This window comes from Paracoccus sp. SM22M-07 (assembly GCF_001887735.1).
In the GTDB taxonomy this organism is placed as follows: Bacteria; Pseudomonadota; Alphaproteobacteria; order Rhodobacterales; family Rhodobacteraceae; genus Paracoccus.
Map to the genome: position 1 here is coordinate 140,764 of NZ_JPKW01000011.1, position 21,192 is coordinate 161,955.

At 62.0% G+C, this 21,192-nt stretch carries 15 protein-coding genes and 4 pseudogenes; 10 read left to right on the top strand and 9 right to left on the bottom strand.

The window, feature by feature from the left end; genetic code table 11:
- A pseudogene (locus IE00_RS15305) lies at positions 1 to 762 on the top strand (DDE-type integrase/transposase/recombinase); the annotation flags it as partial.
- Here IE00_RS15305 and IE00_RS20915 read toward each other — a convergent pair.
- The 3 genes and pseudogenes from IE00_RS20915 to IE00_RS20925 form a co-directional block, all read right to left on the bottom strand.
- On the bottom strand, positions 730 to 963 hold the full coding sequence (locus IE00_RS20915; RefSeq protein ID WP_170864172.1) for a transposase: 234 nt from the start codon (positions 961 to 963) through the stop codon (positions 730 to 732). The pseudogene IE00_RS15305 and the gene IE00_RS20915 overlap by 33 nt on opposite strands.
- Before the next feature lie 63 nt (positions 964 to 1,026).
- Positions 1,027 to 1,323 (bottom strand): annotated as a pseudogene (locus IE00_RS20920) (transposase); the annotation flags it as partial.
- A gap of 22 nt (positions 1,324 to 1,345) precedes the next feature.
- Complete coding sequence (locus tag IE00_RS20925) at positions 1,346 to 1,951, bottom strand: DUF2793 domain-containing protein (protein WP_371328449.1); 606 nt, start codon at positions 1,949 to 1,951, stop codon at positions 1,346 to 1,348.
- Positions 1,952 to 1,958: 7 nt separating this feature from the next.
- On the opposite strand from IE00_RS20925, the pseudogene IE00_RS15325 reads away from it, so the two are divergent.
- Positions 1,959 to 2,750, top strand: a pseudogene (locus IE00_RS15325) (transposase); the annotation flags it as partial.
- A gap of 584 nt (positions 2,751 to 3,334) precedes the next feature.
- On the opposite strand, the pseudogene IE00_RS19830 reads toward IE00_RS15325, so the two are convergent.
- Positions 3,335 to 3,799 (bottom strand): annotated as a pseudogene (locus IE00_RS19830) (transposase); the annotation flags it as partial.
- Positions 3,800 to 4,082: 283 nt separating this feature from the next.
- On the opposite strand from IE00_RS19830, the gene IE00_RS15335 reads away from it, so the two are divergent.
- The 3 genes from IE00_RS15335 (at position 4,083) to IE00_RS15345 (ending at position 7,399) form a co-directional block, all read left to right on the top strand.
- A complete protein-coding gene (locus IE00_RS15335; protein WP_072298072.1) occupies positions 4,083 to 5,546 on the top strand; it encodes a lipopolysaccharide biosynthesis protein in 1,464 nt (487 codons plus the stop codon).
- A 31-nt stretch (positions 5,547 to 5,577) separates the two neighbouring features.
- Entirely contained in the window at positions 5,578 to 6,393 is an 816-nt protein-coding gene (locus IE00_RS15340) for a hypothetical protein (protein ID WP_072298073.1), read from the top strand.
- Between the two features lie 94 nt (positions 6,394 to 6,487).
- Positions 6,488 to 7,399, top strand: coding sequence for a polysaccharide pyruvyl transferase family protein (locus IE00_RS15345; protein WP_072298074.1), 912 nt, complete (start codon positions 6,488 to 6,490; stop codon positions 7,397 to 7,399).
- Positions 7,400 to 8,295: 896 nt separating this feature from the next.
- Here the strand turns inward: IE00_RS15345 and IE00_RS15350 are convergent.
- Positions 8,296 to 8,898, bottom strand: coding sequence for a sugar transferase (locus IE00_RS15350; protein ID WP_205949688.1), 603 nt, complete (start codon positions 8,896 to 8,898; stop codon positions 8,296 to 8,298).
- A 718-nt stretch (positions 8,899 to 9,616) separates the two neighbouring features.
- On the opposite strand from IE00_RS15350, the gene IE00_RS15355 reads away from it, so the two are divergent.
- The 5 genes from IE00_RS15355 to IE00_RS15375 are packed head-to-tail and all read left to right on the top strand — an operon-like array spanning position 9,617 to position 15,010.
- A complete protein-coding gene (locus IE00_RS15355; protein WP_072298075.1) occupies positions 9,617 to 9,877 on the top strand; it encodes a PqqD family protein in 261 nt (86 codons plus the stop codon).
- A gap of 1 nt (position 9,878) precedes the next feature.
- Positions 9,879 to 10,358: a lasso peptide biosynthesis B2 protein gene (locus IE00_RS15360; RefSeq protein WP_072298076.1), complete on the top strand. Its 480-nt coding sequence runs from the start codon at positions 9,879 to 9,881 to the stop codon at positions 10,356 to 10,358.
- Positions 10,355 to 12,241, top strand: coding sequence for an asparagine synthetase B (locus IE00_RS15365; protein ID WP_072298077.1), 1,887 nt, complete (start codon positions 10,355 to 10,357; stop codon positions 12,239 to 12,241). Before IE00_RS15360 ends, IE00_RS15365 begins: the two co-directional genes overlap by 4 nt.
- Positions 12,241 to 13,176: a hypothetical protein gene (locus IE00_RS15370; RefSeq protein WP_072298078.1), complete on the top strand. Its 936-nt coding sequence runs from the start codon at positions 12,241 to 12,243 to the stop codon at positions 13,174 to 13,176. The genes IE00_RS15365 and IE00_RS15370 overlap by 1 nt, the downstream gene beginning before the upstream one ends.
- Positions 13,169 to 15,010, top strand: a complete 1,842-nt coding sequence (locus IE00_RS15375) for an ABC transporter ATP-binding protein (RefSeq protein ID WP_083554451.1) — start codon at positions 13,169 to 13,171, stop codon at positions 15,008 to 15,010. Before IE00_RS15370 ends, IE00_RS15375 begins: the two co-directional genes overlap by 8 nt.
- A gap of 309 nt (positions 15,011 to 15,319) precedes the next feature.
- Here IE00_RS15375 and IE00_RS15385 read toward each other — a convergent pair whose 3' ends face one another.
- The 4 genes from IE00_RS15385 to IE00_RS15400 are packed head-to-tail and all read right to left on the bottom strand — an operon-like array spanning position 15,320 to position 20,722.
- Positions 15,320 to 17,758 (bottom strand): GNVR domain-containing protein, encoded by a 2,439-nt coding sequence (locus IE00_RS15385; protein ID WP_072298080.1) that lies wholly within the window; start codon positions 17,756 to 17,758, stop codon positions 15,320 to 15,322.
- On the bottom strand, positions 17,758 to 18,732 hold the full coding sequence (locus IE00_RS15390) for a glycosyltransferase (protein WP_072298081.1): 975 nt from the start codon (positions 18,730 to 18,732) through the stop codon (positions 17,758 to 17,760). The genes IE00_RS15385 and IE00_RS15390 overlap by 1 nt, the downstream gene beginning before the upstream one ends.
- Positions 18,729 to 19,730, bottom strand: a complete 1,002-nt coding sequence (locus IE00_RS15395; protein WP_072298082.1) for a glycosyltransferase family 2 protein — start codon at positions 19,728 to 19,730, stop codon at positions 18,729 to 18,731. Before IE00_RS15395 ends, IE00_RS15390 begins: the two co-directional genes overlap by 4 nt.
- A gap of 8 nt (positions 19,731 to 19,738) precedes the next feature.
- Entirely contained in the window at positions 19,739 to 20,722 is a 984-nt protein-coding gene (locus tag IE00_RS15400; RefSeq protein WP_139291478.1) for a glycosyltransferase family 4 protein, read from the bottom strand.
- Positions 20,723 to 21,192: the final 470 nt, after the last annotated feature.

Below are 21,192 nucleotides of genomic sequence, written 5' to 3' on the forward strand. Positions count from 1 at the left end.
CATCATCCGGGGCAAACCGCACAAGACGACCTTCTCCGACACAAAGGCCTCGTGCCCGCTGGACAAGGTGAACCGGCAGTTCCGCGTGCCTGCGCCGAAGTTGCTCTGGGGTCGTCCATTGTGGCGCCATTGGTATCAAGCCCAATGGACGACGACTTCACTTGCGTCGCCACCTGGAAGGGGTTTGTGTATGTCGCCATTCGTCGGGAAAACAGTCCGCTGGACTGTTTTCTGACCCTCCTCATTCATCGATGCCCATGCCCGCAAGATCGTCGGCTGGCGGGCGAGCCAAACAGCCCACGCAGGCTTCGTTCTCGATGCCCTCGAACAGGCTGTTCACGATCGCCGCCCAGCCAAGGGCGCGGGACTCGTCCACCATTCCGACCGCGGGTCGCAACACCTGTCGATCAAATACACCGAGAGGCTGGGCGAGGCCGGCATCGAACCTTCCGTCGGCAGTGTCGGCGATAGCTACGACATGCCTTGGCGGAGACGATCAATGGCCTGTTCAAGGCCGAGGTCATCTCCCGTCGTGGGCCGTGGCGCAACTTCGAGGCTGTCGAATATGCCACTCTCGAATGGGTGGACTGGTTCAACAACCGCCGCCTGCTCGAGCCGATCGGGAACATCCCGCCGGCCGAAGCGGAGGCAAACTTCTACGCCGCCCTGGAAGCTGAAGACATGGCCGCGCAACCAATCCCGATCAGCCTCCGGAAAACCCGGCCCGGTTCAGTCAGCGATGGCATTATGGCATTTTCGTAGGTCGCAAGCTCCGTCTGCAGCGACGCTGGCGATCACCTCATCCGCCCGGATCTGGTTCAGTAGATCGGGCAGCACTGGCGCATCACCGATGTGGCTTACGGTGGGCTCGACGGCGCGGACTTCAAGGTTTTGTTCGTCAGTCCCGAGATGGAGCTTGCGCCAGACCCGCCGCTTGGGGCCACCATGCTTGCGGCGTGCCACCCATCTTCGCTCTCGACCTTGATGTCCGTGCTGTCGATAAGCAGGTGCAGCGGGCCCTTCCGACCCACGGTAGAAGATGTTGACCGCTCGTGTCTTCTGGCGGCGGCTGAGTGTGCTGAAGTCAGGCACCGTCCAGTCGAGGCCAACCAGTCGCAGCAGTCTCTCGACGAACCCGCCTCGCTATGGTCACTCGCACCAGTGGGGTTTTCATGGCTCGATCCGCCGAAGCGCCATGCCAAACAAAACATTCAGCGACAGACAGGTCTGGATGGCGCCGTCGCTGTAAGTCTGCTGGCGGCCGCGCCTGCCTGCCGGCATGCCAACCCAGCTCATCACAGGATCGAACCATATCATCAGCGAGCCACGGCGCTTGAGCGCTTCATTATAAGCCGGCCAGTGCTAGGTCTTGTAGGTCGGGGGTGTCGGTGGCTGTGCCGATCGTGGCTGCCGCGGCGGACACGATGAAGGTGCCGGAAAAGGTCTTGTTGCCGGTGAAGGTCTGGGTGCCCGCCAAGATTGCCAGCTCAGAGGAGGTGTTTGGCAGGCTGAACGTCCGCGTAGTCCCGATGCTGTTGCCCGATAGGGATAACATCGCCAGCTTGGTATGGTCTGCGTCATTGACGGGGATGAACTCAGCATCTGACAAATGTGACGCGCCAGCGACCAGATCCCAGCTACTGCCGGTCCAGACGACGAATGCGGCCTCATCCACAACCCAGGCCAGCCAGCCCGGCCGCGGGACCAGGCGCGTCCAGATGCCATCAGTGCAAAGCGCGATGTTTAAGTCCCAGCCTGTCCATAGGTCAGTGGCGCCCGAGGCGACGATATGGCGATCGCCATTGGCAGGCGCGGGCGGGGGTGCCGTTCGACCGCGATCGCGCACCGAGAGCTGGACCATGGCGTACAGCAGGCGCAGGGCCTCATTATGGGTGACATGTTTCTGGGCCTGCGATGCCAAGATGTAGGGCAGCAGGAGATGGGTGGTGATGTCGAACAAGCGCCTTGGCGCCCGTATCGGCATGACTAGTGTGCTTCACACTTGGGGATCGGCGCTGACCCATCATCCCCACATCCATATGTCCGTTCCGGGCGGCGGCCTGTCGCCCGATGGCACGAGGTCGCTCACCTGCAAGCCGGGGTTCTTTCTGCATGTGCGGGTTCTGTCGCGGCTGTTCCGGCGCCTGTTTCTGAACGGGCTGATGGTTCTGCACCGGGCCGGTCAGCTCGTCTTTTTCAACCATCTGGCCGAGCTGGAAAGCGCGGACACCTTCAGCGCCTGGCTCGCCCCGTTCCGCAAATCCGAATGGGAGGTCTATGCCAAACCGCCCTTCGGCGGACCCGTGGCCGTGCTGGCCTACCTCAGCAGATACACCCACAGGGTCGCGATCTCGAACCACCGCTTGGTCAGCGCCAATGCCCAAACCGTCGCCTTCCGATGGAAAGACTATCACATTAAATCTGGCAACCGGCAAAAGGTCATGCGGCTGGCCACGCCCGAGTTCATCCGCCGCTTCCTAATCCACGTCCTGCCCGATGGCTTCCACCGCATCCTGCACTACGGCCTGCTGGCCAGCTCGGCCCGCCAAGCCAACATCACGAAGATCCGTGCCTTGCTGTGTGTCCGGCGCCCAGAACAAACCACCGTGTCAGGACCCGAAGCCGAGATCATCCCACTCACCATGCGCGAACCATGCCCCTTTTGCGGCGGTCCCATGCGCGTCATCGAGATCTTCCAACGCGGACAAAAACCGATGTCGCGCGCAACTCCGAGGGAGCAGGTAGCATGACACACTGCCTGTCAGATGCCAGACAACGCCACCGGCTGCCCCCAGCAGGCTCGGCCCGAACAGGCTGTGCCTGTCCATCTTCGGCGCTACAAACGCTAGCCATCACGCCAGAACGAGCAGCTTTGTGGGGATCATCGAACAAGTTTGCGCTCGTCTCAGACGCCATGCGCACCTTGAGCCGCACTTCTGACGAAGCCGTTGCTCCGACCGTTTGCGCACTTTCCCCATAGGATGATCCAAGTCCCCCGCGGCTTCCTCCTTGGGAGGTTTTCCAACGCGGGTCGTGGTCGCACATCACCTCCACCGTTACGCCGCAACCCGCATCAGAAAACCTTCACCAAAGCGGCCGCTCGATGCAAAACTGATGCTGCCTTGCAGCTTCCCGAAACTGGACGTTCGTCCTCGGCGCAGCGAGATCGGCAGGTCAAAGTCTGCCTTGTGGACCAAAGCCGCCACTCCCGTGGAAGTCATACCTGATCTTCATCGGCCGGCCCTTGGGCTCATTTTGAGCAAGGGTCAGCCAGTTCACGTCCACTGACTTCATCAAGGTGCTGGCCGCAAGCGAGATCAAGATCAGCATGGATGCCCGCGAACGGGAGCTCCATGTGCAGCTTGTCGATGCGGTGCATCAGCTTCAGATCGGCATCCGACACGGGGCGGCCTTGTAGTAGACGCTGCCCCGGCTCATCCCCAACACGATGGCCTGTCGGCTGACGCTCAGCTTGGCCGAGGGATCGATCAATTTCTTGCGCTCGGTAACAGGCCCGCGTTTTCGAGCGCGCCGGACAAAAAATCGTTCTCCAGCGTCAGCTCTCCGACTTTGCATGCAGGGTCTTCACATCGACGATCGGCTCAAGCTCAGCTTTCGCGGCTGCGCCGAACACCCCGGTCGCGCCGTCAAGCAGCTGATCGCGACACTGCTTGATCTGGTTCGGGTGAACATCAAAATCCTGCGCCAGCTCGATCAGCGTCTTCTCGCCCTCGATCGCAGCTACAGCCACTTTCGCCTTGAATGCCGGGCTGTGGTTCCGGCGCGCGCGTCTTGTCATGGTCTTCTCCTCGCTCGCAGCATCATGCTGCCGTTGCGCGGAAAATCCACTTATCCCGGCTGTTCAGATTTGCCGAACCACCTCTCATCAGGATAGACGGGCTGAGACATCAAAAGACTGCCGATCGGGCAACCGTCCTGCACATGGGCCTCGCCAGCAGAATATTCCACTTGGTTTTGTCGGCACCAATATTGCATATGCGGCCCCTTCGTGATTGGACAGGTTAATCCTCGTGTGGTGATGTGCCGCCCGTCATCGGCACGGGCAAGCGGAAGCACTCAGAATGACCAAACCTCTCCAGGACGATCTGTCTCATCATCAAACCGGGCGTGCGCGACGGGCCTATACGGGTGTGCTGTGGTCGGGCGTGAATGCACTCTTGCCGGCGGCATCGGGATTGATCGTCTTTCTTGTTGTCTCGCGCGTCATTAGCCCCGAGGAATTCGGCTTTGTCGCTTTCGCCGTCGCGATTGTCGGCGCCATCGGGGCGTTCTCACCCGCTGGTTTCGGCGATGCGCTGGTGCAGAGATCCGAGCTCGGCTCGCCTCATCTGAACGCGACCTTCTGGCTCTGTCTTTTGTGGGGCGTGGTACTCTATGTGCTGGCAGTCGTTTCGGCAGGCCCCTTGTCGATCCTACTCGACGATCCGATGTTGGCCGTCCTGATGCCGGTGATCGGGCTGCGTCTGATCATGGACCTGGCGGCTGTTGTCCCCACCTCGCTGCTGAGCCGCAAGATGGAATTCCGCCAACTGGCGCTTCGTACCCTGATCTCTTCGGTCGTATCGTTGGTTGCCTGTCTGCTGGTCCTGTGGATGGGATACGGGTTCTGGGCACTGGTCATGTCACAGTTGATCGGGGCTTTGGTGGTCTGCGCCGTCAGTTGGCTTTCGGTTTCCTGGCGGCCCACATGGGGGGTCGACCGCCAGGCGCTGCGCGACCTGTCCCGCTTTGGAGGCTTCGCTTCAGGCAGTCGCCTGATCACGACAATCAACGTCGACCAGTTGCTGATCGGGGCATTCATGGGATCGACCGCGCTTGGCCTTTTCTACTTCGCACGTCGCATCTTCCAGATGCTGAACGACGTGCTGACCGGCGCGCTGGCGGCCGTGTCCTATCCGCTGCTCTCGTCGATGCAGGCGGAACCCGAGAAGCTGCGCGAGACGTATCTGGCGACAACGTTCCTATCGTCCGCGCTTTCTTTTCCCATCTTCATCGGTTTTGCTTTGGTCGCGAACCAAGTCGTGCCGCTGGTTTTCGGCGACCAGTGGCTGGCGGCCATCCCCGCCCTGCAGGCCTTCTGCGCCATAGGTCTCCTCAGCTGCATCGGCATCCTGCAGGCGGCGCTGATCAGGGCCAAAGGTCGCGCGGATTGGTGGATGTGGTACCAGGTCTTCCAACAAGTTTTGACGGCTTTGGTGGTTCTTGTCCTGTTCCCCTTCGGTATCACTGCGGTGGTGGTCGGAATTGCCATCAAGACATGGCTTGTCTGGCCCTTCGTCGCCACTTCCGTGGGCCGCATAATCGATCTGTCACTTCTTCGATATCTGGCGCAATTTTTGCCGCCCCTTCTGGGCAGCTTGGTCATGGCGGTGGTCGTAATGGCTCTGGGGTTCTGGATGGAACATGGGACGGCCCTGACATTGGCAGTGCAGATCGTGGCCGGAGCGGTGACCTACGGGGCGACCCTGCTGATCGTGGCGGGGCGGCGATTGCAGGCGCTTCGCACGACCCTGCGTAAACGATGAAGAATTTTCCTCCGATGAAAGCGATCCCCGCATGAGCGCGCCTTTGGTCTTCGTGGTACCCGTCCGCCATCCCGGTTCGGTCAAGGATTGGGATGCCCTTCAGGGATATCTGCGCCAGACCCTGATCTCGATCGCCGCCCAGACGTCGACCGACTGGGAATGCGTGGTCGTGGCCAATGCCGGGGCTGCGCTGCCCGACATGCCCCCCAGTTGCCGGTTGATTACTGTTGATCTGCCGCTGCCTGACATGCCCGACCGGGACATCCATCTCGAAGCGTATTACGACGCCGTCCGTCATGACAAGGGTCTGCGCATCCATGCGGGTCTGGCAGGCATAGACGACAGCAGTCATGTCATGGTCGTCGATTTCGATGATTTCGTGCATTGCGGGTTGGCCGAGTTTGTAGCCAAGCGCCGGAATGTCACGGGCTGGAACATTGACAAAGGCTATGTTTGGGACGGAGGCGCGTGGTGCTTTGCGCAGCCGCAGTTCCATCAGATGTGCGGGACGTCCCACATCATCCGCCGCGACCTGCTGGGATCGTTCGTTGCAAAGGACGGCCATCTGGACATTGCAGCCGTCAAACGGCGTTTGGGCAGCCATATCTTCATTCATCACGACTTGGCCGACCAGGGGTCCGACTTGCTGAACCTGCCATTCCCGGGGGCGGTCTATCGCATCGGGAATCCCCAATCGACCAGCGGCAGTGGCCAACTGACAGCGTTGATGACACCGCGGAGGGATCTTGTGGCCCATCCGCGCCGGTTCATCCGCAACATGCTGCGATATCGTCGCGTTACCCGTGATCTGCGGCGCGATTTTACCTTGCCGGACAATCCATGGTAGGGCACCCCACATTCCGTCCTTTTTCGGTTCGCGCACTGATGCACAACCATCTACTCCTGCCAAGATCTGCAATCCACGTTAGGATATTTTCCGCATGAAGCTGACTTTCTATCGGGGACCCGAACCCAATTTCGGCGATGAACTGAATGCGTTCATGTGGGACAAACTGTTGCCATCCGGCTTTCTGGATGGCGATTCCGATGAACTCTTTATCGGAATCGGCTCGATCATTTGGGATTGTTATCCCGTCCAAGCCAAAAAGCATGTCATCGGGTCAGGATATGGCGGATATACATCCGCACCCGACGTCAAGGATGGGACCTGGCAGGTCGCATGGGTTCGGGGACCTCTGACGGCTGAAAAGCTGGGCTTGGATGCGTCCTTGGCGATTACGGACGCCGCAGTATTGCTGAGGGCAATCGACTTGCCTGCGCCTTCACTGCAATCGGGTCCGGCTTTCATGCCGCATTTCGACAGCGTCGCACGAGGCAATTGGCAGCAGGTCTGCGAAATGGCGGGCATCACCTATCTTGATCCGCGCGCTGACCCAATGGATCTTATTGCCAAGATTCGGGGTGCCAGTGTGCTTGTGACCGAAGCAATGCATGGCGCGATCGTCGCGGATGCCCTGAGAACGCCCTTCATTCCTGTCACGCCGACGCACCCGAGCCATCGGTACAAATGGGAGGATTGGGCGCGCTCGGTGGAATTGGATCTCAAGCCCGTTGATGCCATGTCGTCTTCCTTGCTTGAGAGCTATACCAGCATGACGGGATTGGAAGGCAAAGGCGCAAGATCCCGCGCGCTGTTCAAAAGTCGGATGCTTTCGCCCATCGACAAGTTCGTCATGAATAGAACCGCCGCGAAACTTGGCCAGATCGCCGCCCATGCCGAACCGCATTTGTCTGACGACGCCGTTATCACCAGAGTAACCGAACGCAGTCAGGAGGCACTTGACCGCTTTGTTCAGTCTCATCGCGGAATGGACCACCAAAACAGTCAGTGAATAGCAACATTTGCGGGATTTCCAGCCAGAAACGGCTGGACGCCTGTCAATCGTCACACTGTCCGGCGCGGGGTCATTGCCGTTCGCAGTCGGGCAGCGCAAAGCCGTTTTTTGGCGTTGCTGTCGGCTGGCAATAAAGCAGGTTTCAAGGGATGGGTCGCTTTTTTATCGCAAGCCGATCGTGCGTCCGGTCCCTGAAGCTCTCCAAGAGGCCATGACCCACAGAGGGCTGTCCGGCATGTGACGATGTCTTTCGACCTTCTTCGCGAACACCAACGCGGAATGGCTTTTGATGTCACTTCAGCTGCGCGGTTTGAAATGGTCGACCCTTTCCGGCCAATGATCTGAACCGTCAGTTTGGCGCCCTGCTGGGCTTGCCGGGTCTACCTGCGTCGGATCAAAGGCGGACAAACAGAGACGTTTCATCTATACCTTCAAACACGCTCAGCCGATGGCTGATGGTGAAGTTGTCTGATTGCAATCCATCAGCCAATGTGGCGCTGAGGCGCCTTTTGATCCGGATTGCGGCCAGTGCTGATCCACTTTGCGCCTGGTCTTTCGGCCGCGCAACTCCGGGTTCATTCTATGGCCCGGCCGGTGAATTTGATTGGCGGCAGGATCTCCTCTGATGCGCTGCAAGGGCAAAAAGATGAGGTTCATGCTGCGATCTGTTCGACCGAAAGTCTTGAAAAAATCAATTCTTCATACGTTCAGCGACAGAAAAACGCCTGCATTGTCAGGAGCATCCCAGCTATGTCCAACCCTGAAAATTAACGAAGGCCGCACTGATCTGCGGCCTGTCTAAACGCGGAAATCCCTCGGTCGGAGATATAGGGAAAGTACCCTCAGGTCTTGTGAATTGACCACCCAGAGTCCATGCGGATTAAACCTTGGGGTCAATGGGCGCCGCGCGACATGGCCACGGCGGGGATGGTCATGAAAATGATCCGCAGATCCATCCACGGCGTCCAGTTCATGACGTAGAAGCGGTCCATCTGCACACGCTCGAAATAGGTCGTGTTGCTGCGTCCGCTGATCTGCCAGAGACCGGAGAGGCCGGGGCGGGCCGCCAAGTAATGACGCGTCGAGCTGGCGTAATGATCCAACTCAGCCTTAACAACCGGGCGCGGGCCGACAAGGCTCATGTCGCCGGTCAGGACGTTCAACAACTGCGGCAGTTCGTCCAGGCTCAGCTTGCGCAGGACGGCACCAAAGCGGGTGACGCGGGGGTCGTCGACCAGTTTGCGCTGTTCCTTCCACATCGCCGCCTGAGAGGGGTTCTTGCGCAGATGCTGCTCGAGAACCTCGTCGCCATTGACGACCATGGTCCGGAACTTCCAGCAGCGGAACTCGCGCCCGCCAAATCCGATGCGGCGGTGACCGTAAAGGAGCGGTCCCGAGTCCGTCAGTTTGAGAAGGATGACCAGGCCGAGGATGAGCGGCAGCAGCATCAGGATTCCGGCCAGAGCCAGCGTGATGTCCAGGCCACGCTTGGCCATGCCACCGACGGGGGCGTCCGGATCCGCGGACGAATCGGCCCTGAGGCCTCCAAGGGACGTATTTGCTGCGATGCTCGACTGTCCGTTCGACACAAGGTATCGCTGAGCAAAAGACGTTCTGATCATACCGCTAACCCCTTGGTAACACGAAAAAATTTTTACTATTTTGATCATCTAGGCGCAAGCGCGCCGTTGTGGTCGTATTGAGGAGCGATCTACACCAGTTCGTTAAAATTTTAGCAATCGTTAAATCATGGTTAACAAGGGTCGCGAAAAAAGACGGACATAATGTATGGACTTAAACGTCTGACTGGACGGGCTTTTTTGTACGTTCGTATAGCGATTGTCTTTTTGTATAGGTTGTACAAAACGAGCGATATCGAACAATTCGAGAAGCAGAAAACTCTGCGTAAATTTGTAAGGTGATTAATATGAGTAAAGCGTACGTTCGTCCGACCCTTCAGGTTCAAGGCAAGTTGGAAGCAGTGACCCACGGCAGCAGCAGCGGCAGCCGTCTGGACAACACGTTCCCCACGGGTACGCCGTTTGGCGATTTGACCTTCTCCTGATATCAGGACTTGTGCGGCAGATAACTGCCGCACAAGTCGCCTTTTCCACGCGGAAAGGGCGCACCTGCGCCGAAAATGTTTTGACGGGCGCGTTGTACCCAGGCTTTCTTCAGGATCGACCTGCAAACCGGTAGTTGAGTTGTTTTGTTATGACCTATGTCGTTTCGCCTGATTGCGTTTCCTGCCCGGTCGAAGATGGCGTTGCCATTCTTGATTTGAAATCAAATACTTATTTTAGCCTAGATGAGGTTGGGACGTCCATTTGGGACCAGATGTCCAATCCCGCGTCGCTGGATGACCTGACCCAGGCCGTTTCAGCCGAATATGAGGTCGCCCCCGAGGAATGCCGTGGCGACATTCAGGATCTTCTGAAAGACATGCTGCAACACGGCTTGATCCAGGTGGTATGAGATGAAGCGCCCGCAAGGCATCAGGCGGCCGAGCAGACGCGAGGCCGCTTTGCTCGTGCAGGCGCTTGGTGCGATCCTACGGGTGCGAATGCATCTGGTAAGGGGCAGACACCATGCCTTGCGCCGTCTGATCGAATCTCACTCACTGCCGCATGAACCAGCCCTGGCTCAAGCGCCCCGTGCCGATCTGGCCGAGATTGCATGGTCCGTGCGCAATGCGGCGCGGCTGGTGCCCGGCGCGACCTGCCTGACGCAGGCCAGCGCGGGTCAGCTTCTGCTGGCACGGCGCGGGTATGCCTCGACGATCCGGCTTTCCGTTCCCCATCAGGCTGATACGGTCGGCAAACTGGCACCCCATGCTTGGCTGATCGCCGGTGAAACGATTGTCCTGGGCGGTACGGCCACGGACTATGCCCGTCATCGTCCTCTTCATGATTTCACCCTGCCGGCCCCTTCTGCAGCCCACGCTCCGACAACATGAGCCGTTTTGCCGTTCTGCTGGACCAGGATCAGCGCGCGTGCCCGGCGGCTGGACGCATCGAGGCTGATCTGGCGCAGCGCGCCCGTACCCATCCCACCCGCCGCGATGACGCGGGTATCCGCCTGTGGCAGACCGACGGCACGGAGGTTAGAACATCGGGTCCGCTGAGCCTGGTCGGAGACCTGGCCCTGACCGATCTTCCCGAACTGCGACATGCATTGGGAGCGGGCCCAGACACCAGCAGCGCCGACCTTGTTCTGGCGGCCTGGTTGCGATGGGGGGACAATGCGCCCCATCACCTGAATGGCGCTTTTGCCTTTGCCCTGTGGGATCGACGGTCCCGACGGCTGACTGTCGTGCGCGATCGTTTCGGTATCCGCCCGCTGGCCTATGCCATGACGCCCCATGGCGCGGTTCTTGCCAGCGAACTGTCCTGCGTCCGCGCGGGGTTGGATGCCCAGCCCGAGATTGATCCTGTTTGGGTGGCGGGTTTCCTGTCGGGACATACGCCCGACATCGGCGCCACGGCCTGGGCCGGCATTCGCCGCCTGCCGCCCGGCCACCTGATGACGATGGAACTCTCAGGCAATCCTGTCCTGCGGAGCTGGTACCGATTGCAGGCGTCCGCCCCGCCTGAGGTCAAGGATGCGGCCGCGGAATTGCGCGCGGCCCTGACCCATGCAACCGCCCAAGCCTGCGCCGCAGGGCCTACCGCCACCACGCTTAGCGGCGGGTTGGATTCCAGCACCTTGGCGCTGATGTCGGTTGAAGAGTATGACCGCGCGCGCCCCGCCCTGTCGCTCCGCTATCAGGATCCCAGGATGGATGAGGGCAATTACATCCATGACGTGCTGCAGGCGGCGGATGGTCGGCTGATGCCGGTGACCCTTGCTGGCGAAACGTCCGATGACGAGCTGTTCGATTTGGATGCGCTGATCGACTGTCATGATCAGCCGGTCTTCGCACCGGGGCTGGACCGCAATCATCGACTGTATCATGCGGCGCGCGAGTTGGGCTGCACCGCGATTTTGGACGGGCATGGCGGTGACGAGGTGATCGGCGGCACGGTGCACGACATCATGCTGCTGGCCAAGGGGCGGCAATGGCCGCAGGCCCTGCGGCTTGCCATGCAACATGCACGCTTCACCGGCACACCCGTGGCCGAGGCGGTCGCCACGTTGCTGGCAGCCAGGGGCAGGCGCGGCTTTGGCCGCTTGGGCCGGGGCATTCTTGGCTTTCTGGACAGCGACACGATGGTTCCCGGTCAATGGTCCAGCCTTGTCGATCGGGATCTTCTGCGCGACACGCGGTTGGCGGAGCGGCTGCGCGACCTGAACGCCCCCGATCCGCGCAACCGCGATCTGCCAGCAAGTGTGACGCTGCATGCCGAGGCCATGGCAGGCCCGATCTCGGCCGTGGCCTTCGACACCTTGGGCGCGGCCGCACGGGCCGAAGGCATCGAAGCGCGCTATCCCTTCTATGATCACCGTGTGGCCGAACTCTGCGCATGGCAGCCCTCGGCTGCCAGGATCGCCCATGGCCGACCCCGCGCCCTGCTGCGCGAGGCAACCCGCGGCCTGTTGCCGGAATCGATCCGACTGCGGCGGGACAAGGCCAATTTCATCGGCGGCTTCTGGTCCGCACTGCGGCGTGATCCCGGCGGACGTTTCGCGGCCCTTGGCGCCGATCCCGGCCCATTGCAAGGCTGGGTCAATCCTGCGACCCTGCGTGCAGATGTCGAAAAGCTGAAAAACTCTTCCGAACCCGAACCGCAGACGGCATTCCGGCTGTGGCGCGCGCTGTGCCTTGCCGCTTGGCTTGACCGCAGCGCGACCCGAGATATGACCGTTCCACGTTCCTCTTTGATGTTTGCGAGTGTTTGATGACCGTTGCTGCCCTGGCCCCGCGCCCTGCCTCTGCCCATGCCTATACCACCTATGGCCTTGCGGTGGCTTCGGACGTGATCCTGCCCGAGCTGAGCCCCCGCGCCGAGGGTGGTGCGGTTGATCTGCACATCGTCGAGGCGCCGCAGCCCGATATTGCCCGTGGCCCGAGGCCCGAATGTCACTTTGCCCCCGAGGGCAGCCGTTTCTGGTGGCCTGCGGTCGGCGCGTTTTCGATTTCCGCCGATGGGCGCCAGATCGGGATCGAGCGCAATGCGGATGTCTCGGACGATCTGCTGGCCTTTCCGCTGCTGGGACCGGTGCTGTTCGAGGCGCTGCGCCGTCACGGGCTTTTCGTCCTGCATGCCAGCGCCGTCGTTCACAAAGGTCATGGGATCGCGTTTCTGGCCGACAAGGGCGTCGGGAAATCCACCACCGCCACCAATCTTCTGCGCAACGGGGCGCAGCTTCTGGCCGATGATCTGGTCGCGCTGAACCAGGACGGGCTGATGCTGCCCGGTTTCGCGCAGGTCAAGCTGTCGGCCGAAGCGTCATCGCTGCTGCCCCAGGGATCCACCCTGCGCGGCCATGTCCATGAGGGGATCGACAAGGCGCGTGCGATGCTGGATCACGGCCGCCTGGCCCCGGCACCCGCACCCGCATCGCGGTTGTATCTGCTGGAACGCGCGCCCGCGGGACAGCCGACCAGCGTCGTGCCCATCCCCGCATCCGAGGCGCTCTCCGCGGTTCTGCGCTTTTCCTATGGCGTCCGTTTCGGACAGGCACTGCTGCAGGGCGCAGCGGCGGCCGAACATTTTCGCGGTGCGGCGCAGGTGACGCGGCAATGCCCGCCCCGGCGCCTGCTGCTGGCTGACGGGCTGGACCGCGCCGACGACATCCGCGCCGCGATCGAACGCGATCTTGCCGATGACTGAGATGCCCCGTGACACGACCGAGCCTCTGACCTCCGCAGCGCCGCCCAAATCGGGCAACAAGCTGTTGGGATCGGGTGGACAGCTGTCATCCATGTGGCGCGCCATGCGCAACCTGGAGGGTCGGCGGCTGTGGATCGCCCTGGCGCTGCTGGTGCTGGGAACCCTCAGCGAAGGGGCGGCCATCATCACCTTCCTGCCCGTCCTGCAGTTGGTCGGGTCGCAGGGCACGACCATCGACCTGTCTGGCATGGATTTCCCCGGCTCGGATCTGCTGCCGGCGATGATCCCCCTGGCGGCGCTGCTGGTGCTGATTATCGTGCTGACCGCGTTGCAGACGATCTTCAACCGCAGCAAGTCAGTCTATCTGTCCGACCTGATCCATGATTTCGCCAACCATTTCCGAATTTCGCTGTTTCGCAGTGTGGCGCAGGCCCGTTGGGCGCATGTCGCCCGCATCCCCCGCACCCGGATCGAACATGCCCTGACCGGAGAGATCGAGCGGCTGTATCTTGCGGCCTACCTGATCCTGTCGATCCTGCAGAATTTCGTTGGGCTATGCCTGTATTTCGCCCTCAGCCTGGCGATCTCGGTTCCGATGACGCTGCTGTCCTATGGATTCGGCTTTGTGGCCTTGGCCCTGATGCGGCCGTTCCGGCGGCTGGCGCGCCATTATGGCGACCGGCTGCAGGCCCGCCGCGAACGCCAGCTTGCGGCCGTGTCGGAATTCGTGGGCAGCCTGAAGATGGCCCGCAGCATGAACCTGGAGGGGCGCTATCTGCAGCTGTTCTCCTCGATCCTGGGCCAGACCAAGGCGGATGCGCGCGAATTCATCCGGCAATCGACCATCGGGTCCGGGTTGTTCCAGTTCGCCGTGGTCAGCGGGGCCGCGCTGTTCATCTGGGTGGCGCTGAACTGGGCGCAGATGGATGTCGCGCGGATCGTGATCCTGCTGCTGCTGTTCATGCGCACCGCGCCGCGTTTCATGGGAATGCAAGGATCGTTGCAGCAGCTGATGGTCGATCTGCCAGCGTGGGGGGCCATCACCCGCCTGCAATCGGAACTGGAGGATCAGCAGGATCCCGCGATGCAGGGAGCCGTTGCCGCCCCCGCACCGAAGCGCGACATCCGGTTGGAAGGCGTCAGCTGGCGTTTCCCCGATGAGACCCGAGAGGCGGTCAGCGACTGTTCGCTGACCCTTGCCGCCGGACAACTGACCGTTCTGGTCGGGCCGTCGGGGGCGGGCAAAAGCACCGTCGCCGATATCGTGATGGGTCTTCTGGAGCCTCAGCAGGGCGCAGTGCTGGTGGATGGCGTGCCGCTGCGCCATGACCAGCTGCGCAGCTGGCGGGATCGGACCGGGTATGTCGCGCAAGAGCCGTTCATGATCAACGGCAGCATCCGCGACAACCTGGCGCTGGCCACAGGTGAGGATATCCCCGACGAACGCATTCTCGAGGTGCTGGACCTGTCGGCGGCGGGCTTCGTGCGCAACCTGCCCGCGGGTCTGGACACGATGATCGGTGACCGCGGCGCACTTCTGTCCGGGGGCGAACGTCAGCGGATCGCGGTGGCGCGGGCGCTGCTGCGCGATCCCGACATCCTGATCCTGGACGAGGCCACAAGCGCGCTGGACTGGGAAAACGAGGAAAGCCTGATCCGTGCCATTGCCGGCCTGCGCGGCCGCGTGACCGTTTTGGCCATCACACACAGGCCGGCCATCAGCCGTGCGGCGGACAAGGTCTATGTGATGGATGCGGGCCGCGTCGTCCCCTCGGAAGGCCGGTTCGGCAAGGGACTGCAGGGTGAAGATTATTTGGGCAGACTGAAAAGCTGATCGCGAGACTGTCGCGAATCCCTCGACCGGGCATGTCTAGGCGGGGCCTCCCGCGATGCATGGGTGATGCGGATAGCCGCTGCGACGACATAGCCCAATATCAGAACCTGCAGGAAAATCATGGCCAGAAATGCCATGCCTATGCTTTGCCACAGCGAAAAACCCATGGCCGCGCCCCCGACCAGGGCACCCAGGATCGTTGCCAAAGCAGCCATCAGGTAACGGACGACAAACATACCGCATCTTTCATCAGTTCACCTTGCTATAGCATGACTGACAGAAAAATGAGCGGCAATGATTAAAAAAACGTTACTTCCTTGCCTTGCGGCGACTGAGCGACATGTAAGATTTTGGTCCGCCCAGATAATTTTCCATTTCCCCGGGCAGCAGGAAGGATTTCAGTTTTCTCATGTTGACGCGGTCATAGACCACGCCAAGGCAGCGCGCCTCCAGCAGATGGTCTTCGGCCAAGGCGGTTTCCGCCATCGCCCGTGAGGTCTTGCCCCATTCCCCTACGATCACGAACTGTGCCAATTCGTGCAGGATCGCACGGCCCTGGGCGACGGGATAAAGCGGCGGAACATCCACGATGATCCGGTTGAAATCGCTGTCACGGGCTTCGGTCGTGATCTGGGACAGCAACTGGCCGGTGATCAGATCGTCCGAGGGGCCGCCACGATCCTGACCGCAGGGAAGCACGACCAGATTGGTGTCGGCGATGGCAACCAGCATGTCCTGCCAGCTTCCGCGCCCCGCCACGGCATCCGTCAGACCCGGCTTGCCGTCCAGGCCCAGCATCCGGCTGAGTGTCCGGCCACGGCTGTCGGCATCGATCAGCAGAACGGACTGCATCCCGATGCCCAGTTGACCTGCCAGGTTGAAGGCCACGGAAGACCGCCCCTCGAAGGGATGGAACGAGGTGACCCCCGTCACGGGCAGGGTTCGTCCAGCCGCTTCGCCGGCCAGGCGGACATGGCGCAACGTCTCGGCATAGACGGAATCCGGATAGTGCAGAACCGGAACCGGAACCTGAATGACGGGCGGGCGGGCCTTGGATGGCACGGGCAGGGTTTGGCCCCCGGATGTGCCGGCCGGAACCGGCGTCGCGGCCGGTGCCGCGCTTGGCGCGCGCGGGCGGCGGACAGCTGGCAAAATCGGCAAGTGCCCCAGAAACCGCAATCCTGAATAATCGGTGACATCCGCGGCCGTCCGCAGGGACCGTTCACGCCATTCGCGCAGGGCCGCCACGGCCATGCCCATGAACAGCCCCAGCAGCGTTGCCGCCAGCGCCGTGCGCAGAACCGCAGGACCCGAAGGCGAGGCCGGCACCTGCGCATAGGACAGGATCCGCACGTTCGACACCGGGAAGGATTGCTGCTGTTCGATCTCCTGTGACCGTGTCAGCGTCTGCTGATAGATGTCCGACAGGGTCGAGGCCTTTTCCTGCAGGGCCTGCAGCCGGACGAAATTCGCCGCCTGGTCGCTGTTGCGCGCAGAGGCCTGCTGAACGCTTTGCTGCAGCGCCTCGACGCGGGCATTGGCGACGTCCAGCGTGCTTTGCGCTTCGGCCCGCTTGGATTGCAGTTCGAGGAACAGCCGTTCGGCCGTCGTGTTGAGCGTCTGCTGGAGGCCCGGGACCTGCGGGTGATCTGGTCCCGAGTTGGCCAGAAGCCGCTGCAGGCGGGCCTGAATGCTGTTGTAGGAATCCAGCCGCGACCGCAAATCCTCCGATATGTCACCGCCGATCGCCAGCGAACTGTTGGTGTTGGTCAGCCCTTCGACCCCACCCGCGATCGCACGCTCATAGGTGTCCAGAACGGCGCGTGCCCGTGCGGCTTCGGTCAAAACCTGGGTGAGGCTGGAATTCAGTTCGTTCAGCGCCTGTTCGGTCAACAGTCCGCCCGAGGAGAATTCGACAAGGTTGTTTTCCGCGGCGAATTGCTCGGCCTCGTCGGCGGCGGCCTGCGCCTGTGCCTGCAATTCGTCAAGGCGGGTGCGCATCCAGGCATTGGTCTGGCCCACGGAATCCGCATTGGCGGCCATGATATCCTGCACATAAAGATCGGCATAGGCATTGGCGACCGCAGCCGCGATGGCCGGGTCATGCGAGGCATAGGTGATGGCCACGGCCGAGCTTTGCCCGATCCGGTCCACGCGTATTCCGCCCCGCAACCGCAACATCGCCAGGCGACGAGCGGGATCCAGCTGCTCCATCGCCGGTTCGGACGCACCCACGGTGCCCATCCCGCCGGACAATTCCCCGACTTCAGCCGGGCTGATCAGCATGGTGATCTGGTTGCGGACCCAAGTCACCGGCAGCAGCACGGTCGAGATGGCCTGACCGATCGCCGAGGTGAAGGCCGAACGCGGCGGGTTCATGAAGGACGGATTGTCCTGCAATCCGGTCCTGTCCAGCACGTCGCCCGCCAGCTTGTCGGATTCCAGAATGACGCGGGCGTTTTCGATCCGTTCGGCAGGCAGGGCAACGGTGCCGATGCCGCCGACCTGCTGGACGGACCGGTTGACGTTGCTGTCCAGCAGCAGGCTGGAATAGGTGCGGAACGTCTCGGGCTTGGCCATGGCATAGGTGAGGCCCAACGCCCCCAGCAGCACGGCGGGCAGCACGATGATCATGCGCTGACGCCGAAGCGCCACCATCAGCCTGCGCAGATCGATGGTCTGGGCAGGCGCGACCGGAGCCTCGGCATAGGCCTTGATGCCATCATAGGGCTTGAGTTCACGTGCCATCAGTTTTCCTTGCGTCCCGAACGGGGATCGGGGTTTGACCCATCCGGCGCCGTTCCATAAATTTCGATCTGGCGTGCACCGCCAAGTTGGGCAACTGCCCCGAGATGAAGCGCGCCGCGCATCAGCTGGCGATTGCGCCAGGCCGGGCTTGCGACGCCGATCAGGGCCATTCCGCCGCAGGCCAGGGCCTTGGCCATCGCGACCCCGGCTGCCTTGACGCGCCCGACCCGCGAACGGCCACGGGCAATCAGGCTGGCATGGGTTTGACCCATCCGATAGCGACGCCGCAACAGCCACACAAGACGCGCCCGGTCCGAGGGGACGGTTTCATGCACCAGGGCGTCGGGCGCAAAGGCAATCTGCCCGCCTGCGGTCAGAAAATCGGCAAAAAAGGCACTGTCTTCCCCGCCCGAGCGACCCCGGACCGGATCGAACCGCAGGTCCGCCGCTGCAGGATCCGTTAGGTCGACAAGGACATTGCAGGTATAGCCGCTGGTGATCGCGCCATCCCCGCCAAAGACCGGCAACGTGTCATGTGCCCGTGCGCGGTTCATCCAGCCGGGGGCATCAGGCAGGTAATGGGCGCAAACAGGCCCAAGCACCGCACCCGCATCACTGTTCCGTTGTGCCTGCACCAGATGCTTCAGCCAGTCGGGTTCGACCGTTTCGTCATCGTCCAGATAGACCAGCAGCCGAGCACCCGTGGCCCGTGCATGATCCAGCAGCGCATTGCGCGCGATCGAGATATTGGCCTGTGGGGCATGAAGATAGGTGACCGGCAGGGAATGATCCGCTGCAATCGCCTGGACCAGGTCCTGTGCCGAGGGAAGGGCATCGTTGTCGGCGACGGCCACCGCGACCGGCAGGCCACAGGGCGTCAGCTTTTCCAGCGATGCCAGTGTCGCCTCCAGCTCGGGGCGGCGGAAAGTGCAGATGCCGATCAGCACCCGGTCTTGAAAAACGGGGGCGTTCATGCGGCACCTCGGCCCAAGGCGGCGGGTCTGCGCGCCAGCCATTGTCGCCAAAACCCCGCAGACCAGGCCATGTGCATGGTGCCCGCGACCAGGCCCGCGAACAGCCCGCGCGGACGGCCGGTCTGCAGGGCGATCATGACGCCGCCGGCCAGGCAGGCCAGCAGCCAAAGGATCAGCGGAAGGGCAAAGATCGCGTGCAAGGGCGCTAGCAACACCAGCGCCGCCGCCGGTGCCAGCATCGCCACGATGGCCTGGCGGGTTGCGGGGCGGGTCCGGTTCTTTAGCAGGTTGCGGGCGCGGCCACGGCCGAAATTGTAATATTGCCGCATCAGGGCATCGATGCGGGCGCGGGGGAAATAGGTCAGCCTGGTGCGGCCCGTCAGCCAGATCCGATGACCGGCGGCGCGCAGCCTGTGGTCAAGCTCGGCATCCTCGTTATGGCTGAAGCCCGCGTCATAGCCTCCGACCGTGCGAAAGGCGTCAAGCCGCATCAGCGCATGGTGGCCGTGGTCGACCCACGCACCGCCACCCGCCAGCCGGTGGGCCGATCCGCCATTGCCCAAACGCGAATTCTGCGCCTCGGCGATGACCTGCTGCAGGAATCCCTGCCCTTCGGCATGCATGGCGACAACCACGCTGTCCGCGTTCTGTCGTTGTGCCTCGGCCAGCAGGACATCGCCGTAATCGGAGGGATAGTCGCTGTGCGCATCAAGCCGCAGCAGCCATTCGGCACCCTCGCCGAACTGTTCCACGGCCAGGTTCACGCCGGCCGACTGCAGCCGAGCCGGGTTGTCGATCAGCCGAATCCGCGGATTTTCGACGGCGCGGCGCCGCACGATGTCGCAGGTTTCGTCATGCGAGCCGCCATCGGCCACGACCACCAGCCCATCGACCCGCGCCGCAAAGGCCGAGGCAAAAGACAGCACGCCGTCGATATGACGGGCCTCGTTCAGGGCCGGAATGACGATCAGCACATGGGGGGCGGGGGATGTGGGCATGTCGAACCTCATGTCGCGACAGGGGCATGGGGTGCTGTCTGCCCCGTGCCGCAAATGGCTGCCGTCAGGAGAAGGCATTCGGTCTCGTCCATCTCCAGCGCGGCGCGCGGAAGATCGGCAACCGCCCTGCGCCGCTTCGCAAGCATGGCGGGCGTCAACGTGGACAGGGTGTCGGCCACCGCATCGGCGTCCGGATTGGAAACGACAAAGCCGCAATCCCATGCCGATACCCGCCGCGCGACCTCGGTTCCCTCCAGCACCACTGGGACAGCGCCGTTCAGGCATCCTTCATAGAGGCGGTTGGGCAGCAGCCAGTCGGAATTCTGCCCGGCCTGATAACGGTCGATCAACCAGGCCACGTCGATCTGTCCATAGATGTCGGGCAGGTCGTCCGGCCAGTCATAAGGGCCCATGAAGGACAGGTCCGGGTTTGCTTCCACCACCGCGTGGAAATCCTGCATGACATCCAACGCCGGACGCCCGCGCAGGATCACCCTGAATTTTCCCGGCCGCGCGCGCGATACCTGGTCCAGCACCCCAAGCGACCACCGGCAACGCAGCATCCCGAACCAGCCGATGATCAGCGGGCCGCCGTTTTCGACCCCTTCGGGTGCGGCAGATGCGGGCGCCGCCGCACCGGGACGCGCGAAGGGCTTGTTTTCGACCAGCAGGGTCGGAATGGCAGGCTGGTCGAATTGGCGCAGATAGCTGGTTTCGAAGGCGGGCGATGACAGGACGACAAGGCTGGAACGTCGCATCAGCCCTGCCTCGACACGGCGCAGGGTTCGCGCGGCAAGTCCCTGTCCCAGCATCATCGCATGGATGTCCAGCAATTCGTAGACCAACCGCCCGCCCCGCGCACGTGCCAGGCGCGCACCCAAGACCAGCACTTCAAGGTTGCGTGCCAGGATCACCTCGGGACCGTCCTGCGCAGGGATCATGCGCGCGATCCGGGGCCAGGCCGCAGCGATCGCGCGGACCCGCTGGATCATGCGACCGTTGGCCGTGTATCCCAACACGATCGCCGGTTCCGGCAAGGGGCCATTGCCCCGCCGAAAGCCTGCCACCTGAACCTGTGCGCCGCCTTGTCGCATCATCCTGACCCGTCGCCAGATGGAAGGATCATCAAGATCATGGGCAAGATAGGTCACACGCAAAAAACAACTCTCCAACAGAACAATCGCGACAGAAGATTTGGATGCAGATCTTGTGACAGGCATCCGGGAAACATTGCCCCTGAATAGACAATTCCAGCGCAGGCGAAAACAGCCGAATAGGCCAAGTTTTTCAAACTGGCGACAAGGAAGCGTGAACTGCTGAACCGCGAGGGAGTGTCGAGCCTGGTTTTGTCTCCTTTGAGTTGCGTTTCCGTTGCTTTGGCCCGGTCCGAGCAACGTTCGGCGCATTCTCAGGCGATTAACCAGTTCTTCATAATTTGCATTGTGCCGATCGATGATTGCCG